Source organism: Vibrio sp. 10N.286.46.A8 (genome assembly GCF_041470165.1).
GTDB classification, from domain to species: domain Bacteria; phylum Pseudomonadota; class Gammaproteobacteria; order Enterobacterales; family Vibrionaceae; genus Vibrio; species Vibrio tasmaniensis_A.
Genome location: NZ_JBFRLX010000015.1, coordinates 23,888 through 48,884, shown reverse-complemented (window position 1 = coordinate 48,884; position 24,997 = coordinate 23,888). Strand labels below are relative to the sequence as shown.

Genomic DNA, 24,997 nt, shown 5'->3' with positions numbered 1-24,997 from the left:
GACTATTTGACCACCTGTAGGCCAAATACATAAACAGCAAGCCATTAGCTTGCTGTTTTTATTTTTCGTTCTCTGAACTAAGCTATGCAAACTAAGCGAGAAACTCTCCTTTCTTCCACTGAGAAACAAATAAAACACCAAGACCAATGCCACGCATCGCCATAAAGCTCAACATTGCTAGCCACAGCGCATGGTTTTCTAAACCTGAGGCCAAGTAGAAAATTACAAAGAAGCTGCAGGTCGCCACGAACATGCTATTGCGCATATCCTTGCCCTTGGTTGCCCCCACAAAAATGCCATCGAGTAGGAAGCACCACATAGAAACAAGCGGCATTGCAATCAACCATGGTAAATACACCTCAGCTTGGCTCTTAACGTCTGAGATTGTGGTGATCATATTAATCAAGCTAGACCCCGCTATCGCGAACACTGTGGTCAGCACCAAACAAATATTGAAGCTCCAGAAAAAGGTACCAATCAACGACTGATTTAATTCATCTTTATCTTTCGCGCCTATCGCTTTACCGACCATCGCTTCCATTGCGTAAGCAAAACCATCCATCCCATAAGAGATGATCATCAAGAAACTCATCAACACTGCATTGGCCGCAACAACATCATCGCCAAAGCTTGCACCTTGGAAGGTCATGAAAGTGAAAGTCGCTTGTAGGCATAGTGAACGAAGGAAGATATCGCGATTCAGTTTTACGAAACGACTCAAACCTTGGCTGGTTTTCTTAAGCAGCTCCCATGGCGATGGCAACTGCTTCTTCACCCAGATTCGGTAAACACAAATCAGGCCAAATGTTAAACCGGCATAATCAGCCATTACAGATGCCAATGCTGCGCCTTCCACTTGCCAGCCGAGGCCAATCACAAATACGATATCTAAAACGATGTTGGTGATATTAGTAATGATCACCATCCACATGGGTGCTTTGGCATTTTGGGTTCCGAGTAACCAACCTAACAGCACAAAGTTAGTCAACGCAGCAGGCGCACTCCATGCTCGGATAGAGAAATATTGCTGACCATAGTGTTTCACTTGGTCACTGGCACTACTCAGAGAGAAAACCGCATCCGCAACAAAGCTATGCAATAGCAAGAAGACACCAGCAAACCCAAGTGCCATGGTCACGCCTTGCACAAAGACTAAACCAAGTTGCTTTCCATCGTTCGCCCCATAAGATTGCGCGGCTAGTCCCGTCGTCGACATTCGTAGGAAACCAAGCAACCAAAAAGTCACGCTGATCATCGTGCCACCTAAGGCCACACCACCTAAATACCAAGAATGCTCTAAGTGACCGATAACCGCAGCATCGACTAAACCCAACAGTGGAACCGTAATATTGGAAAGAACCATCGGGATCGCGAGCAACAGCACTTTTTTGTGCATCGCCTGATTGGATAGCGTTTGAAAAATAGTTTGGGGATTAAATAACTTCACGATCACCTCTTAGATTAGAGGCGATAGTTTAACCTAGTGAGTGGCCTTTCACTATGTTGTGGGGAGGTGCTTGCCTTTTATCGATAACGAATACCTATAACGAGGCAAGTATTCAGATACCTGCCAACAGAACCGCTAGCACTACCACTTAACAAGCACTAACTGCGGGGTTAAACGCTTTTTGACCTGAGAGATTTTACAAAGAAGTCGCTGCCACAATTTCCAACGATTACACTGCTGGTCAAGTGGAGAAAACGCTTTTACCCACTGAGCCCATGGCAGCCAATTAAGGACGCTGTCTATCGGAGAAGATAAGCCATGTGCGTATTTTCCAGAACCGAGCTTTTGCCCCAGAGCACTAGAGCTTTTATCTCCAGCTAACACTAAACACGCATGAGCGTGGGTAAAATAACGGCTCAAAGACTGAATAAAGTTCGCCGTCTGTTGTTCATTACAATCAAGCAGAGCATGTTCACACACCACCATCACTGAGGCTTGTTCTGGAATATTAAGTTCATCCAACCAGGTCAGGTCATCCACCGAGCCACACTCTAGACGGTAGCGTTCATTCTTGTGGAACAGGCGTTGTCGCCAAAGTAGATTCTCGGTTACATCCAATTCAACCCAATGACAGCGGCCGTTATCTAAACGGTAGAAGCGGGTATCAAGCCCTGCTCCCACGTTAATTATCCAAGCATCTGGGTTATGAGATAAAAACTGTTGAACTTGAGAGTCACAAAGTTGAGTCAGTGTCGCGTAAAGGAGTTGTTGCTGGTCGAGTTCACCGGTAAGACATTCAGGTGCGAGTTGGCAACGCTTGCAGGCTTGTGCTGCAATAGGGTCATAAACAAGACCGTCATCGGCTAGACTTTCGCGACTGCGAAACCAAAGGTGTTGAACAAGATTGGTCGGTACTTGGAATTCTTGATGTGCTGACCCGAGATCAGAAGAAGCCTTTTGATCATAGGTGTGCGACTTACGAATAAGCGGCTTCATTTGAGGTTTGGTTGGGTTTGGCATCATCATCTTCCTTGTATCTCGACAAAGAAGATGATAATGAATATCAATTACAATAACAAGTTATTGAGAGTAAATATCAATAAGCTGTTTGCACTGACTACATCCAGTCCGTGTTACGAATAATACCAACCGCAAGCCCTTCAATAGACAAGTGTTGGGATTCTAAGTCCACGTGAATTGGAGAAAACTCTTCATTTTCAGCATGCAACAGAACGGTAGAACCTTTGCGCTCTAGCCGTTTTACCGTTACATCATCGTCGACACGAGCCACGACAACTTGTCCATCACGCACGTCTTGTGTTTTATGCACGGCCAGTAAATCGCCATCCATAATACCGATGTCTTTCATACTTTCGCCATTTACGCGAAGTAAGAAGTCAGCTTGTGGCTTAAACATACCTGGGTCAACTTGGTAATGCATTTCTACATGCTCTTGAGCCAAAATAGGCTCGCCAGCGGCAACCTGACCGATTAATGGTAAACCTTGCTCTTCGTTCGCTGCATCTTCAAGCAAAATACGAATACCGCGAGACGCACCCGGGATAATCTCAATCGCTTCTTTACGAGCAAGAGCTTTCAAATGTTCTTCTGCAGCATTTGCAGATCGGAAGCCAAGTTCACGTGCGATTTCTGCACGAGTCGGTGGCATACCGCAATCTTCGATCTTACTTTTGATAAGGTCAAAAACTTGTTGCTGGCGGGGCGTTAACGGCTTCATGATTCACCTGTCTTTTTATACAGTTGACTGTGAGTATATCCAGTAACTGAACAAAAGCAAAGCAATTGGTTGTTTTTAGTTCATTTTTAGCGAATTACAAAAATAAGATCTCTAACCACACGTAACCAGCTAATACTAAACAGATAAAAACGGCAGCTGAGCCAACATCTTTCGCCATCCCAGAAAGCTCATGATGTTCGCTACCGATTCGGTCAACGACCGCTTCAATCGCGGTATTGATCAACTCGACAACCATCACCAACACGACGGCTGAAATCATCAAGATTCGCTCAACTTGGTTTACATCTAAGTAGAACGCCAACGGAATAAGCACTGCGGCCATGAAGACTTCTTGTCGAAATGCAGCCTCGTTTTTAAACGAGCTCGTGATGCCTTGCCATGAAAAGCCCGCCGCTTTGACGATACGTTTGAATCCGGTGTTTGATTTTTTGGTCATTTTTAACTCTATACTCAATCAGTCGATGAATGATTTTCCACAAACTTAACGGCAATATGACTATTTCCATTAAAAGGTTAGACCAGTTTCTGGTATTCTTGCATCGATTAAATTTACGCCTAGGCTTATCCCTATTTCACTCATAGGATTTATCCTCTCATTATAGAAATAGAGATACGCTTGAGCACATTGAAATAACTATTGAGGCAGTGAACCTATATGTCTTCTGGACAATCTTTTTCACGTTCATTAATGAAGCTACCTTTATCCCTATTGGTAAAGAGCACATCAATCCCTTCAAACCCTGTAGAGGATTTGAACATTGATTTGAGCAAACCGATTGTATACGCCTTACCGTTTCGCTCAAGTGTAGACATTCTTACATTGCAAAAACATGCACTTGAACTAGGGTTGCCTGATCCGTTGAGCAAACTTGAAATCAATGGCAAATCGCTGCAACGCTACGTTTTTATCTCTTCTCGCAAAACTCTGCTGCAAGACGATGATTATGTACCAAGCTCATCAATTGAAGTCTTCTCTGAACTGCTTTCACTGCATGCTGAGGACTCTGAGCTCGACGTTCAAGTTATCCCTGCCACCGTATTGTGGGGTCGTAAACCTGGTAAAGAGAATAACCAGAAGCCTTACCTACAAGCAATGAACGGCTTAGAGAAATCGAAAGCTGTATTGCTAGCAGGTCGTGACTGTCTGGTTCGCTTTAGCCCAGTAGTATCTCTACGATACATGGCTAACTCACACGGCACCGACAGCACCATCGCGCATAAACTGGCGCGCGTGGCACGCATTCACTTCTCTCGTCAAAAGCTTGCAGCATCGGGCCCTAACCTACCAAGCCGCCAAGCTCTGTTCGACCGCCTGCTAAAGTCAGAAGCAATCAAAAAGGCGATAGAAGATGAAGCTGAATCAAAAAATATTTCCATAGAGAAAGCGAGCAAAGAAGCTCAAGACATCATGGATGAGATCGCAGCTAACTTCTCTTATTCGCTGATTAAACGCGGTGAGAAGATTCTTGGTTGGTTGTGGAATAAGTTGTACCAAGGCCTGCATATTAGCAACGCTTCAACGGTTCGTAAGCTAGCTCAAGACGGCCACGAAATTGTTTACGTGCCTTGTCACCGCAGCCATATGGATTACTTACTGCTTTCTTATGTGCTTTATCATGAAGGCATGGTGCCTCCGCACATCGCAGCAGGGATTAACCTCAACTTCTTCCCTGCCGGTCCTATTTTCCGTCACGGCGGTGCGTTCTTTATTCGTCGTAGCTTCAAAGGCAACAAGCTTTACTCAACGATTTTCCGTGAATACCTAGCCGAACTGTTCGCTAAAGGTTACTCGGTAGAGTACTTCAGTGAAGGTGGTCGTTCTCGTACGGGTCGTTTACTGCAAGCGAAAACGGGCATGCTAGCGATGACTATCCAAGCTATGCTGCGTGGTATGAACCGCCCTGTTACTTTGGTTCCTGTGTACATCGGTTATGAACACGTAATGGAAGTGGCGACCTACGCCAAAGAGCTTCGTGGTAAGCGTAAAGAAAAAGAGAATGCGAGCCTTGTGATTCGAACTCTGCGTAAGCTACGCAACTTTGGTAAAGGTTATGTGAACTTCGGTGAGCCGATCCAACTTAACCAATACCTGAACGAGCACGCGCCAGAGTGGACTAAAGACATCGATCCAATGGGCACCAGCAAACCACAATGGATGAATCCTGTGGTTAACGATCTGGCGACTAAGATGATGACGCACATTAACGATGCAGCAGCGACTAATGCACTGACACTCTGTGCGACCGCGCTATTGGCTTCAAGACAGCGTGCATTGTCTCGTGATTCTTTGGTTTCTCAAATCAACTGCTACCTGTCTCTGCTTAAGAATGTTCCTTACTCGGATACATTCACAGTGCCCAAAGACAGCGCTGAAGACTTAGTAAAACATGCAGAATCACTGAACAAGTTCTTGATTGAATCAGATACGATGGGCGACATCATTTCACTTGATCGTCATCAATCCATTCTGATGACTTACTATCGTAATAACATCATCCACTTATTTGCACTACCATCACTGATTGCTCAGATGACAATTCGCCAACGTGGTATCTCAATCGCGACCATTCAGAAGAATGTTGCTGCGATCTACCCGTTCTTGAAGAAAGAACTGTTCTTAAGCTATGACGAAGATCAGCTTGAAGACGTGGTTGCGAACATCATCAATGAGCTAGTCAGCCAAGGTATGATTGTCGTTTCTGATGGTGAAGTAACGATCAACCAATCGAACAGCCAAGCACTGATGTTGTTAGGTCGTACGATTTCAGAGACTTTACAGCGTTACTCAATTGCACTGAATCTGTTGGCAGAGAACCCTGATCTTGATAAGTCTGATCTTGAGCAGAAGAGCCAAGACATCGCGCAACGACTGGGTCGCTTGCATGGTATCAATGCCCCAGAGTTCTTCGACAAAGGTGTATTCGCATCGATGTTTGCGACACTGAAACAGCAGCAATACCTTGATAACGATGGTAACTGTGATTTAGAAAAGACTCAGCAATTCGCTAAGCTTCTTTACTCGATACTTTACCCAGAAGTCCGTCTGACTATTCAAGAGAGTATTCACCAGGCAGAGTAATCTCTTGGTATACCGTGAATATCTGTTCAAGGTTTAATTGAACACGATCGAAAAAGGCACCCAATGGGTGCCTTTTTATTTGAAACGGATTCAATGATCAAAACTTACCAGAAAGTAATGAATAAGCCTGCTGTCACTGCGATTCCAACATAGTTGTTGTTTAGGAAAGCTTGGAAACATAAGTCTCGGTCACGATGACGCATCAGATGCTGTTGATACACAAACAAGCTTCCCGAAACTAACAGTGCCCAGTAGAAAGTATCACCGAGTTGGTAGTGCATACCCAATGCAATCAACATCGCCAGTGTAACTAACTGCAGCGCGCCAACCATAAGCTTATCAAAACGACCAAACAGAATAGCCGTCGACTTGATGCCAATCTTCAAGTCATCATCTCGGTCAACCATCGCATATTGCGTGTCGTAGGCTATCGTCCACAACGCATTAATCACGAAGATAAACCACACAATGCTTGGCAGTTCATTGGTTTGCGCCGCCCAAGCCATTGGTATTGCCCAACTGAAAGCCAATCCGAGAAACAACTGTGGAAGGTGTGTAAAACGCTTCATGAAAGGATAAATGAACGCGAGACCAACCCCAATAAAAGAGAGCTTAATGGTCAACGGGTTCATGGTGAGTACCAACAAAAAAGAAACCACAGCTAACACTAGAAAGAGCACAATGGCTTCCTTGCTGGAAACCAAACCTGAAGGTAATGGACGTTGCTTGGTGCGTTTGACATGACCATCAACTTTACGGTCAGCAAAGTCATTAATCACACAGCCAGCCGATCGCATTAACACCACACCGAGTATGAAAACAACCAAGACATCAAAATCAGGCATGCCTTTCGCAGCAATAATCAACGACCACAAGGTCGGCCAAAGGAGTAACAGAGTACCAATCGGGCGATTCATTCGCGTCAATTGCCAGTACGCCTTCGCTTTGGTGGCAAGCATTTACACACTCTCCTTAGAGTAAATGGGGGATGTTGGTAAAAAAAGTTCGGCCACAAGCATAGGTTTATGATTCATCCATAATCGAGAACGACGCGCGAGTAATCGCTCATCACCAGCGATAACCCAACCAACTTGTAGCGCATCTCGCTCCACGTTCTCAGCACTGAAAACAGTTAATCCAAGCGGGACATCCCCTTGTTGAGAAAGGTCAGAGTGCTGATGATCTTCTAGGGTAATTCGAGGTATTAAGGTTCGACCTAACACCCACGGCTCATCATCACCCTTTAAAATCACTTTACGCAGTAAGCAATCATGTGATGATAAAAGGCGTTCTTCGTCCTGTTGCAGAATTGATCGTTCCACAACTTGATTATGAAGCAACTCAACAGACAGGTGCTTGCAGCACTTGCCCAACTTACGGGAAAGCGATCCTTGTTCCATAAGCCACTCTTTGGTGGTTTCATTAGGAAAATTAAATTTTTCTGTGCTTTGCCAATCTACATTCATTAATGAATTTAGATACAATGATATTGACTGATTCATACTAGTATTCAATAGGTGACTTTACACGTACAATAAAGCTTCAACTTTCGAATAAAATTAAAGCGTCCTTCGAATTGTAAACGTATTTAGATTTAGACCGCTCATTGTAACAAGACTAATGCGTTTCGAATATCGCGAATAAACTAAAGAAAAGTCTCAAATATGCACAAACGTTATGTAGCCCAACTATTTATTGCGATTAATCTACTATTTTCAGCATCAAGTTTCGCTGAAGAAGAATCGACACCCAAACTAGCCTACTTCACGCTAGAGCCCGATCTCACCACCAATTTTTACACTAAAGGTAAAAAACTGGGCTATATTCAGGTCCGTCTCGACATAATGGTCGCAAATAGTAATGACTTAGAAGCCATTGAGCATCATCAGCCATTGATTCGTGATGCGGTGATTGAATTACTCGGCAAACAAAATGAAGAGACAATTAAGTCTCTATCCGGTCGTGAAGATTTGAGAAAGTCCTTAGTTGAGCACCTCAATAAGATTTTACTTCCTGAAACAGGTAAAACTCTCATTGCTGACTTATTGTTTACCAAATATCTTTATCAGTAATGATGTAAAAACGAATCCCAATAAAAAAGCGGCTCATCTGGCCGCTTTTTTGTCTCTATCGTTTGGCTACTCACTAGAAAAAAATGAGTTAGCTTCTTGCCGAGCTCGGTGCTTTCATCGCATCGATAAAGCCAATAATGACACCAGCGGCTAGGCCAGCTAAATGCGCTGTATTGGCGATCGCCATAAATGGCTGCATGTACCCAAGCACTAACCACACCAACATAAAGCCGACAACCTGTCTTGGGATACCTAAACCAAGTTGTGGCGCCTTCGCACCGACAACCCATAAGTAACCAACCAAAGCATACACAACACCAGACAAACCACCGAAGTTCGCCCCTTCAACCCAATATTGACCAGCACCTGAAAGCGCAGAAGAGACAGCAAAGATCTGAAGTAGCTTGAGGCTGCCTAGTTTCTTCTCAATATCCCCACCTAGCTGCCACCACCACAAAATATTGAATGCGATGTGCATAACAGAGAAATGCAGAACAGCATGGCTCAACCAACGCCACAGCTGCCATTGCTGTCCATCAACTGCTGGGAAATGCAGGGCATTGAAAATAGCTTGGCCAAAACCAATCTGTTGCAGCGCAAAAATCACCACACACACCAACATTAGGCTCAGTGTCACAGGACCTGCTTTTGCTTTAATCATGCCCAAAAAGCTTGGCGTGTGGTAATGGAAATTACTCTTTCTAGTCTCAGCCATATCCCAAGACGCCGCTTGATAGCGTTTATGATTGGGTTCAGCAAGAAAACGATTCAGCTCAGCTTCGGTTTCAACCTGAAATTGACCATCAAGAAGCCACAAAGCAAAACGCCCTTCTCCCTCTGGAGACATCTGAATAGGGATCTGACGAGAGGCCATATAATCAATAAATGCTTGAGCAAGACGTGGGTTGTCTAACACCATCAATCTAATCATTGTTACTTCCTATTCATACTATGGAGATGCTTGAAGCGTGTAAGTGATAAAGCTATTAACCCGCAATCACCGGAAGTTCAGCACGATGCCAAGCTTCGAAACCGCCATCAACACTATATACCTCTTCAAAGCCTTGGTTCACTAAATATTGTGCCGCGCCTTGGCTACTAATACCGTGGTAACACATCACTAAGATAGGCTGTTCGAACTCAACCTCATCCATAAACGACACCATTGTATCGTTAGTCAGGTGGTAGGCGGTTTCTGAATGGGCTACCGCAAAAGATTGCGGATCTCGTATATCGACAAGTCGAGCTTCACTTTGTTCAATAAGGGCTTGAGCACCTTTAACGTCGATATGTTTAAACTGGTCCATGACTTTCTCTTTTTATACTGATTTACTTTGCTGCCATTGTAACCTATCCCAAGGCTAACAATCACACCCACTTAATAAGGTTATCCACCAGCGATCACTTTTACACCATTTGTGGATAAATCTGTGAATTGCGTGAATAAAGTGCCTTTTTAAAAATAGATCCACAACATGTAGTAATGATCCTGATCTAACTGTGGGTTAACTGAAACATATCCCCACTCAAAAAACCCTGTCAAAGCCTTACTACACCCTGCTTTTAGACAGCTGACGAATAAATTCCTCACAGAGTTATCCACAAAATCATTTTGCAAATTTCGATCGCAAAAGTTGAGAAATCGATCCAAAAAAAAAGGCCGAGATCTCTCGATCTCGGCCTTTTCAAAATTAAGCTATTTGCTTGCTACTATGAGAAACCAAATACTATTAAAAATTAAATGCTATTAGAAGTCGCCAACGGCTTGCTTCAATTTCTTCATCGCATTCTTTTCTAACTGGCGGACACGCTCTGCAGAAATGCTATAGGTATCCGCTAAGTCTTGCAGTGTTGCTTTGTTGTCGTCTAACCAACGTGAGCGAACAATGTGTTGACTACGCTCGTCTAAGCTCTTCAATGCGAGACCTAAGCGATTATTAGTATGAGATTCCCAGTTAGCTGCTTCAACCGTCTCAGCAACGTCTGATGCTTTGTCTTCTAGGTAATAAACTGGAGCTGTGTAAGCAGAACCACCGTCGTCGTCGTCCATAGGCGCTTCAAACGTCGCGTCTTGTGCCGCTAAGCGAGATTCCATTTCACGAACTTCTGAAGGCTCAACACCCAGTTCACGCGCAACCGTCTCAACTTCACCGTTATTGAACCAACCTAAACGCTTTTTAGACTTACGAAGGTTAAAGAACAATTTACGCTGCGCTTTAGTCGTTGCGATCTTAACAATACGCCAGTTACGCAATACGTATTCATGAATTTCAGCTTTGATCCAGTGAACAGCAAAAGAGACTAGACGGACACCAACTTCTGGATTAAAGCGCTTAACAGCCTTCATCAAGCCGATGTTACCTTCTTGGACAAGATCAGCCATTGGCAGCCCGTAGCCAGAGTAGCCTCTTGCAACGTGCACCACGAATCGTAGGTGTGAAAGGATCAAGCCTTTCGCAGCGTCGATCTCACCTTTGTAATGTAATCGCTCTGCAAGTCCACGTTCCTCGTCAGGCGTCAGCATTGGGTAACTGTTCGCTGAGCGGATATAGCTATCTAAACTATCTTGTGTGACTAAAGCCATTTGATACGCTTGGTTTGCCATTCGGTTCCTCATCAATCTCTGATCTGGAGTAATACATCTATTAAAACCCGACAATCTTGAACCTAAAATGAACAGGTTTCAAGGAGGGGGAAGTAATTATGCATAATCAATTCGTCTATACAAGGCAAAAACTGGTTAAGAACTGCCTATTTTTCGTATAAATATGACTCTATTCACCTAAACTGGTTCAATTTCTTTTAGATGACGCTGTGCAGAAAGCTTCGCAGCTACACTACCAAGCAAGGTTCCGACGATCAAAAGCAGTAAAGATTCATCCCAACTCAGGCCAATTAAGCGGAAGTGGCTATCGTACAGCTGAGCCAAGTCATCCACAGCACTGTTCAGTAATACGGTAATCAATGCCGTCATTACCCACGCGCTAATCGAACCTAAAACACCAAACCACATTCCAGCATAGAGGTATGGTCGAAGAATGTAGCTGTCGGTAGCACCAATCAGCTTCATGGTTTGAATCTCTTCTTTATGCGCCAACACATTAAATCGTAATGTGTTGCCGATAATCAGAAATACTGCGCCCAGCATCAGCACAGTTAAGGTAATCACGATGACGGCTGCAAGTGCTTTGATAGCATCCAGTCGAGCTAACCAGTCTTCATCTAAACGAACATCGGTGACTAACTTTTGCTTCTTAACCTTGCCTGCCAGTTCTTTAATTAACGTGTCGCTGTGTACGCTTGGCGTAATCACCAAAACACCTGGCAATGAATAATCATCTAGGATAGTTAGGGCGTCCTCAAAACCAGAATACTGGCTAAGATCTTCAAGACCTTGCTGCGGAGAAATGTACTCAACCAGATCGACTTGGTCCCAACTTTCAATTTCATCCTTAAGCACCATGACTCTCGGCTCAGGGATACCATCCTCTACATAGGCACTAATTTGTGACGGGCTGGTGACATCTTGCGCCACTTCACCAACGTTCTTGCCCAGTAGGTACAAACAAGCGGGCATAGCTAAAGCCATTGAAATCACCGCAAGCGTCAGCAAGTTACCCAACGGACGCTGCCACATTTGCGAGAACGATGACTTGGCTTGTTTCCAATGAACAACAAAGAAACCGTCGCTTGAAGCCCGGTTTACTGCTCGATTGGATTGAGGTTTCTTAATGCGCTTATTCGCGGCCATAATCTTCAACCTCACTCAAAAAGCCTTGGTTTAATTCCAGATGTCGATATTGAGGGCGAGTGTTCACTAACCCGATATCGTGCGTCGCTAGCATGATCGTGACACCCGCACGGTTGAACTCTTCAAACAAGCGTAATACACGACTCGATAGTTCAGGATCTAGGTTACCAGTTGGTTCATCCGCTAAAAGCAGAGTTGGACGGTTAACCACAGCGCGAGCAATACCGACCCGTTGTTGTTCACCCCCAGAGAGCTGGCTTGGCAAACAACGGGCTTTATCTAATAAACCGGTTTTGTCCAACGCGGCGCTGACTCGACGTTTAATTTCGTTTTCAGAAATAGATTCTATACGCATAGGCAGAGCGACGTTATCGAAGATCGAGCGATCCATAAGTAGGCGGTGATCTTGAAAGACAATCCCGATGTTACGGCGTAAAAAGGGAATGTCTTTGGCTGGGATACGAGTAATATCGTGATCGTTAAACCAAACACGTCCGTCAGTTGGACGCTCTATCGCGCAGATCAACTTCAGCAAGGTACTTTTACCAGCACCAGAGTGCCCGCCTAAAAATGCCATCTCTCCTCGTTTGAGATGAAAGTCCACTTTTTGGAGCGCTTGTCGTCCGCCTCGGTAGGCTTTGCTCACTTGCTGAAATTTGATCACCGAAAATTCCTCTTACGATCACTCATATCAAATTTAAAACGGTAGCAGGTTAAGAATAAACCACTTTGCTACACGCGTTACTCTTCGCGGCTAAATAGTGCTTCAATAAAGTCTCTCGACTCAAATGGACGCAGGTCGTCAATGCCTTCACCCACGCCAATGTAGCGGATTGGAATCTGGAACTGGTCAGCAATTGAGAAAATTACGCCACCTTTCGCTGTACCATCTAGCTTAGTTAGCGTAATACCCGTTACTGGTGCCACGTCACTAAACAACTTCGCTTGGCTAATCGCATTCTGACCGGTACCTGCATCTAGCGTTAACATGATTTCGTGCGGTGCAGAATCATCGATCTTCTTCATTACACGAACAATCTTGCGTAGCTCTTCCATCAAGTTGCTCTTGTTCTGCAAACGGCCTGCAGTATCTGCAATCACAACATCAACACCACGCGCTTTCGCCGCTTCAATCGCATCGTAGATAACAGACGCGCTATCGGCACCAGTGTGCTGAGCGATAACCGGAACATCATTACGCTGCCCCCAAACCTGAAGTTGTTCAACCGCTGCCGCACGGAAGGTATCACCCGCCGCCAGCATAACTTTCTTGCCTTCACTTTGGAATTGTTTCGCCAGCTTACCGATAGTGGTTGTTTTACCCACGCCATTCACACCTACCATTAAGATAACGTAAGGTGTTTTAGTGGTATCAACAACCAGTGGCTGTTCCACTTGGCTCAAGATTTCTGACATCTCTTCTTTAAGCAAACCATAAAGCGCTTCACCGTCTTTTAGGTCATTACGGGATGCTTTTTCTGTTAGGTTTTCAATGATCTTAACCGTGGTATTCATACCCACGTCGGCGATCAGAAGTTGCTCTTCTAATTCTTCAAACAGGTCTTCATCGATTTGCTTGCCTTTGAACAAACCAAAGAAGCCAGCACCAATGTTTGCTTTAGTACGGCTTAGGCTACGCTTAAGTCGTGCAAAGAAGCTTTCTGTCGGCTTCTCTTGAACTTCTTCAACCTTAGATTGAGGAGCAATCACTTCTTCCTGTTCTGCTTCTGCTTCTGCTTCTGCTTCTGCTGCGACAGGCTGCTGATCTTGTTGAGCCTCTTCAAGCGCTTGCTCTGACTCCGCAAGTTCAGATTCAACAGACTTAGGTTCCGTTGATTTAGCGTCTTCAACTTCAGGTGCGACCTGTTCAGCCTCAACTTGTGATTCAACTTCAGTTTGATCTTCAACGTTTTCTACGTTCGCTTCATTCTGAGTTTTTGGGCTTTGTTCTTCTTCACCAAAACCAAGCCACGATAATAATCCGCGCTTCTTTTTTTCCGTCATCAGAGGAGTTTCCTAGATCTACTAATTAGCTGTATTGACTTAATACACGTCGACTCTTTGCTATTGTTATACAATACAAGCTTGTACAAACGAATAGTAAAGAAAAATGACAAAGCAGTGATAAGTTTGCTTTTAGCTTGATACACTTTGTCATTGTAAATTTATTTAATACTCGAACCCACTTAAATTGGGCTCGGTATAGTATCACTTTATTAGCGGTCAAAAAATCTATGGTAAGACGTCGCCAGCAAAACACATCACAAAAAAAGCCATCCGGAGGCTTTGTTCGAATTATTAGTGGCTCATGGAGAGGTAGAAAGCTGCCTGTTCATGATTTAGAAGGATTACGCCCAACCATTGACCGAGTCAAAGAAACGCTCTTTAACTGGGTGGCACAAGATATCCCACATTCGACCTGCTTGGATGTATTCGCCGGTTCTGGTGGTCTAGGTTTTGAAGCCGCTTCTCGCCAAGCAAAAATGGTGACACTGCTCGAAATGAATCAAAAAGCGGCCAAACAGCTTTCTGATAACGCGAAAGAGCTCAAAGCAGACAACATCAATGTGGTCAACACTGATGCTATCTCTTTTCTTAAGAAGCCAGGCACTCCTTACGATATGGTCTTTCTCGATCCTCCATTTCGTAAAGGCTTACTCGCAGAAACAGTACAACTGCTTGAGAGCAACGGTTGGCTTGCAGACAACGCCATCATTTACGTCGAGACAGAGAAAGAACTAAAACTCGAAGCTATGCCAGAAAACTGGGAATTACATCGCGATAAGACCACTGGCCAGTCGAGCTACCGACTGTTCAATCGAATCACTGAAGAATAGGAGTTATTGAATGAAGTTCTTGCTTCCACTAGCAAAAGCAGCCATCGCCTTTGTTTGGTTTATCTTAATCGCCAATATTTTCTACCCATTCCCGGGTAATGCTGCGATTGCGCTTTATATCATGACAGCATTCTTATTCTTCATGCACGGCCTGCAGATGCTGATTTTCATCGGTGCTTTTGGCGATAAGATCGAAATGTCACGTTGGGAGAAGTGGTCAATATTGATTTTCGGTGTCTTTGCCCTACTCGATATCCGACGCAAACACATGATGTAATAAAGCTTAAGCTTAGATATAAAACGCTTAGCGACAGAAAACATCATGACAGAAACAATTGATACAAAAGCGCCGCTCATTTGAGCGGCGTTTTTTTTATTCAGCGATGATACTGATGTTAGCCCATGTAGCCCTTTACGCCATCTAGGAACATTTGCGTCGACAGCATAACCAACAACAAGCCCATCAAGCGTTCGATGGCTTTAAGGCCTCTCTCACCCAACACTCGCAGGAAGAAGCCATTAAACATCAGAATAAAGAAGGTCGCCCCCCAAGCCAGCATCACCGCACCTGAAAGCTCTAACATATTGTCAGGGTGCTGGGTCGACAACAGAATCAATGCCGCAATCACTGAAGGGCCAGCAATCATAGGAATCGCCATCGGCACAATAAACGGTTCTTCACCCGCCGCGAGGCCAGTAATACTACCCGCACTTGGGAAAATCATCTTAATCGCGATGATAAAAAGAATAATACCGCCAGAGATACTCAAGGTTTCAGGCTGCACATGCAGGAAGTTCATGATGCTTTGACCAGCAAACAAGAACAGCAGCAGGATAATCAGCGCAAACATTAGTTCACGAACAAGAACAATACGGCGACGCTTCGGATCAATATGCTTAAGGATAGAAAGCACGATTGGTAAGTTGCCAAGCGGATCCATAATAAGAAACAGCATGGTCGCTGCAGATAAAATTTCCATAAGTTTGTCTCGAAAGCGTAAGTGCGCGGAGTATAGCAGCCTCAAGATTGATTTTCGAACACAGTAACAAACTTAGGAATTTACATTATTGGAAGGGTATTTATGAGAGCCAAACGAGGGAGAAATGGTCGGAGTGGAGCCAAGAATATCGCATCCACTCGCTAATCACAGTTCACTGGCGACAAGAACTGATGGTCATTCAAAATCAGTGATTACAAACACGTTCGCGATTAGTGCAAAGCTTGTCATCAATGATCACGACCTTTTCCATTTTCAGGAAAAATTTCAGCAATCCATCTAAATCCAGACCGTTCAGCTTACACGTATGAAAGCGAGCTTCAGCGCCATAGGTTTGAGCGAGCTCTTGCGTCAACTCTTCACGAGTCAGTGGCTTTTCACTCAGTAGGTTTAAAACGTTGTGTGCGTGGATTTCAGTGGTCATAACTCTATCTCATGTTTAATGAAGTAGACGTAGAGTACCTATTTTCATCTAAGCTGCCTTGATGTAGCTCAGAATTAAGCTAGCTCTACCCTAAATGGTGAGGGAAGCAACGATGAGAGCGTGTGCAAGAAAATAACTGCCCGTTACCCAAAAGTAAGCGCCCTTGATTGGGCTGCGATAGAAATTTAGGGCGTACGCCAATGCGGAAAGCAGCAGCACGCAGCAACCAACAAAACCAACAGCATGTGATAGCTGAGGCTCAAGTAACCAGACTTCACCAGAGGCCCAAGCAAGCTGAATGAGCACAATACCCATGATAACCACTGGAAAAACGAGTTTGTCTAAGCGAGGGAGTAATAGGAAGAAAGCAACGATACATGCAGCTAACAGCAGCGCGAACAACCACCAGACCATTTCTCCTGATAGCTGTAACCAAAATGCTTTGCTGTAACAAAGTTGAGCCAACAGGAAACACACAAAATGCAGAAGACGTTTTTGAGTAACAGTATGAAGCACATCTGCGATCGCGGATATCGCTAATCCAACGACTACCCAATAGGTAAAATCAACGACAACAGATTGAGTTAGAGCAATAGTCGCCAATAATACAAAGGTAAAGACCTTATACAATAAAGCCTGACCGATATGCCCATGTTTCGTTCCTGTTATTGCTCCAATACCAGACAAGGAAACCGCCAACCAACTCCACATATCATTTGCCCTATTGCTTTTAATCGTCGCCAGTCTAGGCACACGGGTGTTGATGTAAAGCCTCAGCCCTTCAAAATTGGATCTTGATTACGCTTCCACTAAAAAGAGCATCTTTAGATTGAAGTCGTCACAATACCCGCAGCGATAGTGATTATTCCTTTTAAAATAGACTCATTGTTCGGAAAACTCATATAAATTGACGCTAGAGAACCCAAACTTAAATTCCAATCACTTCTATCCTGCCAACGCCACAATATGTCGCTATATATTGCAAATACCACATAACTAAAAGTTCAAAATTAAATATATAAAAACTTTAAAAACAAACACTTAAAATCAAAAAACAGACTTACATAGAACTTTCCAACACTATACAAACCTAGACTTACAAAGTGCGTAAATTACCTTTATAAAAACCACTTTGTCAGGTTTCGCTAAGTTTCCTGTCAAAAAACCATCACAAAAATTAAACCTAAAACCTATAAAGCTTAATTAAACAAACCTAGACACCACCAAGCCCCATTAATACAGTTTAACAACCTTTAACAATATAAATTACACAAAACGACCATTATAAAACAAGCACTTAAAACAAATAAGAACAAAAAAAAATCATAACGAACAAAATAAGAGCCCCCCAAAACACACAGTAAAACATAGCAAAAGTGATAGAAAACCCAATAGTTTTCTATCACTTTTAAAGGCTTCGAAAGTAATTCTTGATCTAAAGCCATAAGTAGTGCTATTCTTTAAAACATAGCGAGAGACAACCAAATTTAGGAGTAGTGTTATGATTTCATCTTCGCAAAGACAAGGACTTGTAATGATCGCGGTAGTTGTAGGTCTAATGACACTACCGATGATGTACTAAGCAAGTTACAGATAAAAAAAGGGACGCCATTAGCGTCCCTTTTTTTGTTCAATTTTTTCATTTCGAAAACAGATGCAGTGTTAACACATCCCAGTTCGCATAATAGAAACCAGCAGCAGCTAAAGTCATTGCCATCATCAGTAAGATTGCAACTCGCCAAATAAAACGACCACTACGTGGAGTCAACTCCTTCTCACAGTCGTTACACATCATGATGAACTTATGCTGGTCTTCCAACTTAGCCTCATGCTCATTGACTACCTTATTACGACACGTTGCGATATAACGCAGTTTGCTCACCATATCGTGCGGTAGCCTTTCTTCACAGCTTGTTACAAGCTCATGCAATCCTTCGCCTTCGGCATGATATTGAAGCCTCAATAATTTCTCTATATTACGAGTTCTTGTCACCACTTTTTCAATATCGGTCATATTAGCCCTCCCACTCCACACTATAATTCTAGTCGAGCATTTCCCTATTCTTATACAAAATCACTGTTATTTACGAGAGAAAGAGACAATAAATAACAATGCTTTATCCCAAACTGGCCTCTAAATGTGATGTCTGCCGAAAAATAATCAGCTTGGCTTACAACAGTTCACGAATAACGGCTTGAAACACATATCCCTATTGCTTGAAAGATTAGAATAACCATCACGACTACATGGAGGTTACATGCCTAATTCACTCTTTTTTGCCATCTTTGCACTCGCCGGTCTAGCGGCTTGGGTATTTCTTGGTTTCTATCGAAAGCACTCACAAGGTGAAAATGCGCCAGAAAAGAAAGTGAACGTCACTGTGTTGGACAAACAATCCATCGACCTTCCTGATGCAGAACCAGGCCAAGAAGATCAAGAGTATTGGATTTACGTTCAACGTGGTGTGGTTGGTCCAAAACGAGAGTTCCAAGTCGGAATCCACTACTTCCATGCCCTGAACCCTGGCGACAAAGGTACCTTAACCTACCAAGGCGATAAGTTCTTACACTTTGCATTGAAGCGCTAAACATTAGGTACTTCAACTGTATCTTCTAAGCAATCCATCAGAAAGCCTTAGCACCCACCGCTAAGGCAATAACCAACGTGTTTTCTCTGACTTAGAGACCAACCAGCTCATCCATAACGCGCCAGCTCCGCTGATCACGATCCATAATGGAATAACCCAAGCAGGGTGCCCTTGGTACCAACCGAACTCTTTCATTGGCCATAAGAAAATCGGGTGCAGCAGATAAATACCTAAGCTGTGTTTACTGATAAAACCAACCACTTGATTGCTCTTCTCAGACAAGCCTTCACCATAGTAACGGCACACCATGAACACCATGCTCGCCGCTAATACGGTATTCAACGTTTTGTAAGATAGCCAGCGCCCTACCGTGTACTCTTCTGCCACCAAGCTTGCATCAACCACCATATAAACCGTGGTTAGTAACGCTAACCCACCCAGTAACACACTCATGCCAACTGTCATCTTGTTAAGTGGCACAATCTTATAGAGCAAGTAACCCAATGGTAAGTAACCGGTGTACAACCACAATTCGTGACTCCAAGGGCCATCGATTTTCAATAAGAACAATAACGTAGTGAACAACCATACCGCCGTAAAGGCATAGACAGATCTATCACCGTACTTTCTGACCATGATCTGTAAAAAAGGAATCACAAAGTAGAGTGGGATAAAATAATAAAAGAAGCCAAGGTGATAGTAGGTATAGTGATGATAGCTATTGAGTAGCACATCCCAACTGACGTCAGCATCGAAGCCCATTGCCGACCAACCCGACAGATAGGTATAGAAAAGCGACCAGACAATGAAAGGGATCAGTACCTTGCCCAGACGACGCTTGAGGTAGTATTTGGCGTCAAACGGGCGCTGATCACTGAGCATCAGTGCACCAGTAATCAAGATGAACACAGGCACCGCCCAACGACTGAAACCGTTCACCGTAATGGCGGTCAGCCACTCACCGAAAGGAATGGTGCTTAATTCATTACGATAAGGCGCCAAAACATGAATCGCGATAACAGCTATGGCCGCGACACATCGTGCTAAATCAAAAAAGAGAACTCGCTGCTTCATGTAAATGCCTGATTAATATTCAATCATTCTACTATAGCAATAAAAAAGCTGACCGGAATAAATACCAAGTCAGCTTAGTGTTAAAGAAGATACTTATCGCGAATTTAATTCATTCGACTCTAGGTTATCCGACTTAAGCTTATGCGACTTTCACTCTTACAAATGAGACACATGCGGCTGAAGCTTATACCGCTGAGATTTGCGGCACTTTAGGTAAACGCAGAGAGATCACCGTCGTTATCGCTAAGAATGCGAAGGAGACCCACAGACACGCAGACAAACCGGCCATTTGGAATACCAAGCCCGACAATATCGTGCCAATCAAGCGACCCATCGCGTTTGCCATGTAGTAGAAACCGACATCAAGAGAAACCCCATCGCCTTTCGCATAACTCACAATCAGGTATGAGTGAAGTGATGAGTTCACCGCAAAGATAGCACCAAATACCATCAATCCACCGATGATAACTAGCTCTGGTTGCCAGCCAATTTGCACCGCATAGGCGATACCGGCAGTCACAATAGCCAATGCACCTGCCCATAGTAGCGCTGCATGTCCATCAGGCACCTTGCCTTGCGCTTTACCGGTAATCTTAGGTGCGATGCCCTGTACAAAACCGTAAGCAATAGTCCAGGCCGCCAAGAAGCCACCGACCCATGAGTGGTCCCAACCAAACACGCTGCCCAGATAAATCGGTAGAGCAATCACAAACCACACGTCACGAGCACCAAATAGGAACATACGCGCCGCCGATAGGATGTTGATGGATTCAGACTTAGAGAAGATCTGTTTGAATTTGGGTTTGGTTTTCGCTTTACCCATGTCCGCTTCTAAGCTCACCAAGCTACCTATGAAAACTAATGTCAGCACAGCAGCCATCGCGAGCACTGCGTATTGGAAGCCAATCGTCGAAAGCAGTAAACCTCCAATAAAGAACCCTGCACCTTTGAGTGCATTCTTAGATCCAGTCAGAATCGCAATCCACTTATAAAGCGCACCTTGTTGTTCATCAGGGACTAAGGTTTTGATTGAGCTCTTAGCACTCATCTTATTAAGATCTTTAGCGATACCAGACAAGGCCTGCGCCGCCATTACCCAAGGAATGGTCAACATTCCGCTTGGCACCGCGAGCATGCCCAAGGCGACAACTTGCATCCCTAAGCCGATATTCATGGTCTTATTGAGGCCAAGACGCGCCCCTAACCAACCACCGATTAGGTTAGTCACCACACCAAAGAATTCATAAAAAAGGAACAGTGAGGCGATCTCTAACGAACTGTAGCCAAGGTCATAGAAATACAAGACCACCAGCATACGAAGTGCACCATCAGTAATGGTGAAGTTCCAGTAGTTGAAGGTCACCAACATGTATTGGCGAACGCTTTTGCTTAGGTTTGCGAACATAACATCACACCTATAAAAACGGAGAAAAGCGAAGTAAGAAGAGTAGATAGAGCTTTTGGATCATGATGTTCCAAAAGCTCTTGTAACTGCTGAGTGAGATGTTACTGAGCAGCAACACCTTGAATATAGTCAACCTGAATTGACTTAGTAAACGCGCCCGGACGCAGTGCCTGCACCTCTTGAACAATCTTATTCATGTCCCAGCTCTTCTCTAACAACAGGTGTGCAGCCAGCAAACCAGTACGGCCAGAGCCGCCCATGCAGTGCATTGCTACCTTGCCGCCGTTATCCACGACTTGGTGTAGCGCAGGGCTCGCCGCCTGCCATTTCGCAGCAAAATCGGCACCCGGTGCACAATCGTCTTCGATTTCGATTTGAAACCATTGCATGCCTAGTGCTTGCGCTTTCTCGCCTAACTTTGAAACGTTCTTGCTCGCCAGTTCTTCACTATCTAGCGCCGTCACAATCGCTTCCACGCCTTGCGCTTTAAGTTGCGCTAGAGATGCATCGAGGTCAGCGTCTTTAGTGCCTGGGCACGGAGTAAGCACTAACGCACCAGTTTCTAGATCTAGTTGCCATGTTGGGTGTACTTGAGAATTTGTCATCGTCGTCAATCTCTTAAAATTCTTTTATATATAGACCGATACTCAAAATAATTGGAGTTGCAGCTAGGCAACCAGTAAGTTCAGCCCTATGAGCATAGGGGTTCTATGTGATTAGGGCGGCCGGCGCTCCGGTGAACTTACGCAGTTAACAACGCTTGCAGCTTCAAGTATTAAGAGTATTAAGCTAGGCCGACGGTGCGTGCTAACTCAGCAGTACGTGTCGCGTAACCCATCTCGTTGTCGTACCAAGCGTAGATCTTAACCATGCGCTTACCAACTAGCATGGTTGATAGCGCATCTACGATAGTTGAGCGTTGGTCGCCTTTGTAATCGATAGAAACCAGGGGACGCTCTTCAAAGCCAAGAATGCCTTTCAGTTCATTCTCAGACGCTTCTTTCAGCATCGCGTTGACTTCTTCAGCAGTGGTGTCTTGCTTCACTTCGAAGATGATGTCGGTCAGAGAGGCGTTAGCTAGTGGTACACGAACCGCGTGGCCATTAATACGATTTTCAAGCTCCGGGAAAATCTCAACAATCGCTTTAGCGCTGCCTGTCGTTGTCGGGATAAGACTCATACCACATGCACGAGCACGACGTAGGTCTTTGTGCGGCGCATCTAATATAGTTTGTGTATTGGTGAGATCGTGAATAGTGGTGAAAGCTGCGTTTTCGATACCCAACTTCTCGTTGATCACCTTAACCACTGGCGCAAGACAGTTAGTCGTACAAGATGCCGCAGTCACAATCTTATGTACCGCTGGATCGAAGATAGCGTCATTCACACCAACTACGATGTTTGCAATGCCTTCTTCCTTTACTGGTGCCGATACCACAACACGCTTCACACCTTGCTCAAGGTATTTGTTTAGGAAAGATGTCTTACGGTGAACACCCGTCGCTTCAAGGACAACATCACAACCAGACCAGTCGATTGCATCGATATCGCGCTCTTGCGTAGTTCTAATGCGTTGACCGTTGATGATCATCTCATCGCCTTCAACCGTGACTTCGTGGTTCCAGCGACCTTGAACCGAATCGAACTCAAGAAGATGCGCCAATGTCGCGGTGTCGCCAGCCACATCGTTAATCTGTACGAACTCAATTTCCGCCCAATCAAACGCTGCGCGAAGTGCTAAACGGCCGATACGACCAAAACCATTGATACCTACTTTGACTGTCATACTCTTTTCTCTCAGTTAATTGCCTTCATATTTGAAGCCGCAGTGTTGTTGACTATGCCTAACTGCAATCTCAACAATTTTGGCAATAAATTTAAATGTATTTAAACGCAACATTGAGGGCGTGAAGTCATGGCTTCTAGGCGCTCAATATCCTGTTGGTATTCAGTTTTCAAACAGTTCGATGCGATAAGGTCATCAATTAACTTTAGCATCCAACCAGGTAAATCTTGTGACAGACGGTAGAACACCCACTGCCCTTGGCGAACGTCAGTTAAAATTCCGCTTGAACGCAACTGCGCAAGATGGCGGGAAATCTTTGGCTGACTTTCTTGTAATGCCTGAGTCAACTCACCAACAGATAGGCACTCTTGGCGCACAATCAACATTAAGCAACGCACTCGCGTTTCATCAGACAGTAATTTAAAAAATTGGTGAGGAAGCATAATTACATACTCATATATGGATATACACATATATTAGTTGTAAAAAAACGCACGTCAAGGCGTGCGTTTTCATTGTCATAAAAGTTTAACGAAGAATATCAGAGTTTGTTGGTAACAATATGGCTCCAGCGTCGAGCTTCAGTGAGTTCTGTTTTCACTTGTTCCACGTTCAACCCTAGATCAGCACAGTGATCATCAATCTTTTGCCAATCAGCATGTTCGAAACTTTCTTCAAGCGCCAATAATGCGCCATATGGACCTTCTCTGCGCAGCAAGGCGACCTTAATACTTGTGCATAACGGTAATTGTTCAATTAAGTTCTCTAACGACAGATCGAGCAACGCATCAAGTAATGAGAACAAACCAATCATAAAGGCTTGTTCAGTATGCCCTTTAAATACTTGGTAACGAGACATCCGTTGGCAAAACTGCGCACGCTGCAAAGACAGGCCATACAGTTCTTTGGGCTTTTTATCAGAGACATAAGACGCTACTGCTAGCGAGACAAACATTTTCAGTTTCTCTTGCCCTAAATAAACCAAGGCCTGACGAAATGAAGAGATGGTGACCTCAAGGCGGGGTGACATAGTATTCACAAAGCGCAGAAGCTTATAGGATAAGGCAATATCTTTCGCGACGATGCTTTCAACACGTTGGAAGTCGACATCCGGCTTACAGACCTCTTGGAATAGCTCCATCGCTATCACTTGCTCTGGGCTAATATACTTAGTCTTTATGATTTCTGGCTTACTAAAGAAATAGCCTTGGAAAAACTTAAACCCTGCTCCTTTCGCTTGTTGGAACTCTTGTTCCGTTTCAACCCGCTCAGCAAGAAAACTATACTTCTTCCCTTCGTGCTTTTTGACTAACTCACACGCCGCATCCAACCCCATCTGCATGATATCAAGCTTAACAATATGCGTATATTGAAGGAAACGTTCCCACTCAGGTGTCGAAGTAAAGTCATCTAGGGCAATCATATACCCTGCTTGATAAAGCTCTTTGATTACCTCTAATAGCTCATCGGTCGGTTGGCAGGTTTCAAGAATCTCAACTACGACCTTATCTTTCGGTAAGCTCATTGGAAGACGGCGAATCAAGCTTTGATACGGAAAATTAATAAAGCAGCGTGAAGATGGGATCGAAGGGTTAAGCCCAACGGACAAGAAGTTTTCAACGATCAGGCGATACGTTGCTCGATTAGACTCAATATGCGCGGGGTAGGCATTCCTATCACCGTCACGAAACAGCAGCTCATAACCAAGCGTGTTCTTGTTACGGTTTAAGATAGGTTGTCGAGCAACGTACGTAGCGGTCATTTATTGATAACTCTA

General features: G+C 44.2%; 27 protein-coding genes. 5 read left to right on the top strand and 22 right to left on the bottom strand.

The window, feature by feature from the left end:
- Positions 1-91: 91 nt before the first annotated feature.
- The 4 genes from dinF to AB4232_RS02405 all read right to left on the bottom strand — a co-directional run bounded on the left by dinF (position 92) and on the right by AB4232_RS02405 (position 3,642).
- Positions 92-1,447: an MATE family efflux transporter DinF gene (dinF, locus tag AB4232_RS02420; protein WP_372085992.1), complete on the bottom strand. Its 1,356-nt coding sequence runs from the start codon at positions 1,445-1,447 to the stop codon at positions 92-94.
- A 141-nt stretch (positions 1,448-1,588) separates the two neighbouring features.
- Positions 1,589-2,467, bottom strand: coding sequence for a class I SAM-dependent methyltransferase (locus tag AB4232_RS02415; RefSeq protein ID WP_372085989.1), 879 nt, complete (start codon positions 2,465-2,467; stop codon positions 1,589-1,591).
- 97 nt (positions 2,468-2,564) lie between these two features.
- On the bottom strand, positions 2,565-3,185 hold the full coding sequence (gene lexA / locus AB4232_RS02410) for a transcriptional repressor LexA (RefSeq protein ID WP_009848249.1): 621 nt from the start codon (positions 3,183-3,185) through the stop codon (positions 2,565-2,567).
- 94 nt (positions 3,186-3,279) lie between these two features.
- Positions 3,280-3,642 (bottom strand): diacylglycerol kinase, encoded by a 363-nt coding sequence (locus AB4232_RS02405; RefSeq protein ID WP_029223019.1) that lies wholly within the window; start codon positions 3,640-3,642, stop codon positions 3,280-3,282.
- 219 nt (positions 3,643-3,861) lie between these two features.
- Here AB4232_RS02405 and plsB point away from each other — a divergent pair, with 219 nt between their 5' ends.
- Complete coding sequence (plsB, locus tag AB4232_RS02400) at positions 3,862-6,285, top strand: glycerol-3-phosphate 1-O-acyltransferase PlsB (protein WP_372085986.1); 2,424 nt, start codon at positions 3,862-3,864, stop codon at positions 6,283-6,285.
- 104 nt (positions 6,286-6,389) lie between these two features.
- On the opposite strand, the gene ubiA is transcribed toward plsB, so the two are convergent.
- Together ubiA and AB4232_RS02390 are read right to left on the bottom strand one after the other, a co-directional pair.
- The gene (gene ubiA / locus AB4232_RS02395) at positions 6,390-7,244 is read right to left on the bottom strand and encodes a 4-hydroxybenzoate octaprenyltransferase (RefSeq protein WP_135445449.1); all 855 of its coding nucleotides are present in this window, start codon (positions 7,242-7,244) and stop codon (positions 6,390-6,392) included.
- On the bottom strand, positions 7,245-7,787 hold the full coding sequence (locus AB4232_RS02390; RefSeq protein WP_162924288.1) for a chorismate lyase: 543 nt from the start codon (positions 7,785-7,787) through the stop codon (positions 7,245-7,247).
- A gap of 162 nt (positions 7,788-7,949) precedes the next feature.
- On the opposite strand from AB4232_RS02390, the gene AB4232_RS02385 reads away from it, so the two are divergent.
- Entirely contained in the window at positions 7,950-8,357 is a 408-nt protein-coding gene (locus tag AB4232_RS02385) for a flagellar basal body-associated protein FliL (protein ID WP_009848242.1), read from the top strand.
- Positions 8,358-8,445: 88 nt separating this feature from the next.
- Here the strand turns inward: AB4232_RS02385 and glpG are convergent, their stop codons facing one another.
- The 6 genes from glpG to ftsY all read right to left on the bottom strand — a co-directional run bounded on the left by glpG (position 8,446) and on the right by ftsY (position 14,112).
- Positions 8,446-9,288, bottom strand: a complete 843-nt coding sequence (gene glpG / locus AB4232_RS02380) for a rhomboid family intramembrane serine protease GlpG (protein WP_372085983.1) — start codon at positions 9,286-9,288, stop codon at positions 8,446-8,448.
- 55 nt (positions 9,289-9,343) lie between these two features.
- Positions 9,344-9,664 carry a thiosulfate sulfurtransferase GlpE gene (glpE, locus tag AB4232_RS02375; protein WP_009848240.1) on the bottom strand — a complete coding sequence of 107 codons (321 nt, stop codon included), beginning with the start codon at positions 9,662-9,664 and terminating at the stop codon, positions 9,344-9,346.
- A gap of 440 nt (positions 9,665-10,104) precedes the next feature.
- Complete coding sequence (gene rpoH, locus AB4232_RS02370; RefSeq protein WP_029223159.1) at positions 10,105-10,962, bottom strand: RNA polymerase sigma factor RpoH; 858 nt, start codon at positions 10,960-10,962, stop codon at positions 10,105-10,107.
- Positions 10,963-11,139: 177 nt separating this feature from the next.
- Entirely contained in the window at positions 11,140-12,108 is a 969-nt protein-coding gene (ftsX, locus tag AB4232_RS02365; protein ID WP_009848238.1) for a permease-like cell division protein FtsX, read from the bottom strand.
- Positions 12,095-12,772: a cell division ATP-binding protein FtsE gene (gene ftsE, locus AB4232_RS02360; protein ID WP_009848236.1), complete on the bottom strand. Its 678-nt coding sequence runs from the start codon at positions 12,770-12,772 to the stop codon at positions 12,095-12,097. The genes ftsX and ftsE overlap by 14 nt, the downstream gene beginning before the upstream one ends.
- Positions 12,773-12,849: 77 nt before the next feature.
- On the bottom strand, positions 12,850-14,112 hold the full coding sequence (ftsY, locus tag AB4232_RS02355; protein ID WP_372085980.1) for a signal recognition particle-docking protein FtsY: 1,263 nt from the start codon (positions 14,110-14,112) through the stop codon (positions 12,850-12,852).
- Between the two features lie 230 nt (positions 14,113-14,342).
- On the opposite strand from ftsY, the gene rsmD reads away from it, so the two are divergent.
- Both rsmD and AB4232_RS02345 read left to right on the top strand, forming a co-directional pair.
- Entirely contained in the window at positions 14,343-14,945 is a 603-nt protein-coding gene (rsmD, locus tag AB4232_RS02350; protein ID WP_017061036.1) for a 16S rRNA (guanine(966)-N(2))-methyltransferase RsmD, read from the top strand.
- A 10-nt stretch (positions 14,946-14,955) separates the two neighbouring features.
- The gene (locus tag AB4232_RS02345; protein ID WP_009848233.1) at positions 14,956-15,222 is read left to right on the top strand and encodes a DUF1145 domain-containing protein; all 267 of its coding nucleotides are present in this window, start codon (positions 14,956-14,958) and stop codon (positions 15,220-15,222) included.
- A gap of 118 nt (positions 15,223-15,340) precedes the next feature.
- On the opposite strand, the gene AB4232_RS02340 is transcribed toward AB4232_RS02345, so the two are convergent.
- The 4 genes from AB4232_RS02340 to AB4232_RS02325 all read right to left on the bottom strand — a co-directional run bounded on the left by AB4232_RS02340 (position 15,341) and on the right by AB4232_RS02325 (position 18,381).
- Positions 15,341-15,925, bottom strand: coding sequence for a YhgN family NAAT transporter (locus AB4232_RS02340; RefSeq protein WP_009848232.1), 585 nt, complete (start codon positions 15,923-15,925; stop codon positions 15,341-15,343).
- A 205-nt stretch (positions 15,926-16,130) separates the two neighbouring features.
- A complete protein-coding gene (locus AB4232_RS02335) occupies positions 16,131-16,367 on the bottom strand; it encodes a YecH family metal-binding protein (RefSeq protein ID WP_009848231.1) in 237 nt (78 codons plus the stop codon).
- A gap of 90 nt (positions 16,368-16,457) precedes the next feature.
- Positions 16,458-17,078 (bottom strand): lysoplasmalogenase, encoded by a 621-nt coding sequence (locus AB4232_RS02330; protein WP_041472940.1) that lies wholly within the window; start codon positions 17,076-17,078, stop codon positions 16,458-16,460.
- A 928-nt stretch (positions 17,079-18,006) separates the two neighbouring features.
- On the bottom strand, positions 18,007-18,381 hold the full coding sequence (locus tag AB4232_RS02325; RefSeq protein ID WP_004736595.1) for a hypothetical protein: 375 nt from the start codon (positions 18,379-18,381) through the stop codon (positions 18,007-18,009).
- A gap of 244 nt (positions 18,382-18,625) precedes the next feature.
- On the opposite strand from AB4232_RS02325, the gene AB4232_RS02320 reads away from it, so the two are divergent.
- Positions 18,626-18,955 carry a DUF2500 domain-containing protein gene (locus tag AB4232_RS02320; RefSeq protein ID WP_009848228.1) on the top strand — a complete coding sequence of 110 codons (330 nt, stop codon included), beginning with the start codon at positions 18,626-18,628 and terminating at the stop codon, positions 18,953-18,955.
- Between the two features lie 60 nt (positions 18,956-19,015).
- Here AB4232_RS02320 and AB4232_RS02315 read toward each other — a convergent pair whose 3' ends face one another.
- The 6 genes from AB4232_RS02315 to AB4232_RS02290 form a co-directional block, all read right to left on the bottom strand.
- A complete protein-coding gene (locus AB4232_RS02315; RefSeq protein WP_372085978.1) occupies positions 19,016-20,029 on the bottom strand; it encodes an acyltransferase in 1,014 nt (337 codons plus the stop codon).
- 184 nt (positions 20,030-20,213) lie between these two features.
- On the bottom strand, positions 20,214-21,434 hold the full coding sequence (arsJ, locus tag AB4232_RS02310; RefSeq protein WP_372085976.1) for an organoarsenical effux MFS transporter ArsJ: 1,221 nt from the start codon (positions 21,432-21,434) through the stop codon (positions 20,214-20,216).
- A 101-nt stretch (positions 21,435-21,535) separates the two neighbouring features.
- Positions 21,536-22,039, bottom strand: a complete 504-nt coding sequence (locus AB4232_RS02305; protein WP_372085973.1) for a cyclin-dependent kinase inhibitor 3 family protein — start codon at positions 22,037-22,039, stop codon at positions 21,536-21,538.
- 179 nt (positions 22,040-22,218) lie between these two features.
- Positions 22,219-23,220 (bottom strand): ArsJ-associated glyceraldehyde-3-phosphate dehydrogenase, encoded by a 1,002-nt coding sequence (locus AB4232_RS02300; protein WP_372085971.1) that lies wholly within the window; start codon positions 23,218-23,220, stop codon positions 22,219-22,221.
- A 101-nt stretch (positions 23,221-23,321) separates the two neighbouring features.
- Positions 23,322-23,663, bottom strand: coding sequence for a metalloregulator ArsR/SmtB family transcription factor (locus tag AB4232_RS02295; protein ID WP_372085969.1), 342 nt, complete (start codon positions 23,661-23,663; stop codon positions 23,322-23,324).
- A 98-nt stretch (positions 23,664-23,761) separates the two neighbouring features.
- A complete protein-coding gene (locus tag AB4232_RS02290) occupies positions 23,762-24,982 on the bottom strand; it encodes an EAL and HDOD domain-containing protein (RefSeq protein ID WP_372085966.1) in 1,221 nt (406 codons plus the stop codon).
- Positions 24,983-24,997 lie beyond the last annotated feature (15 nt).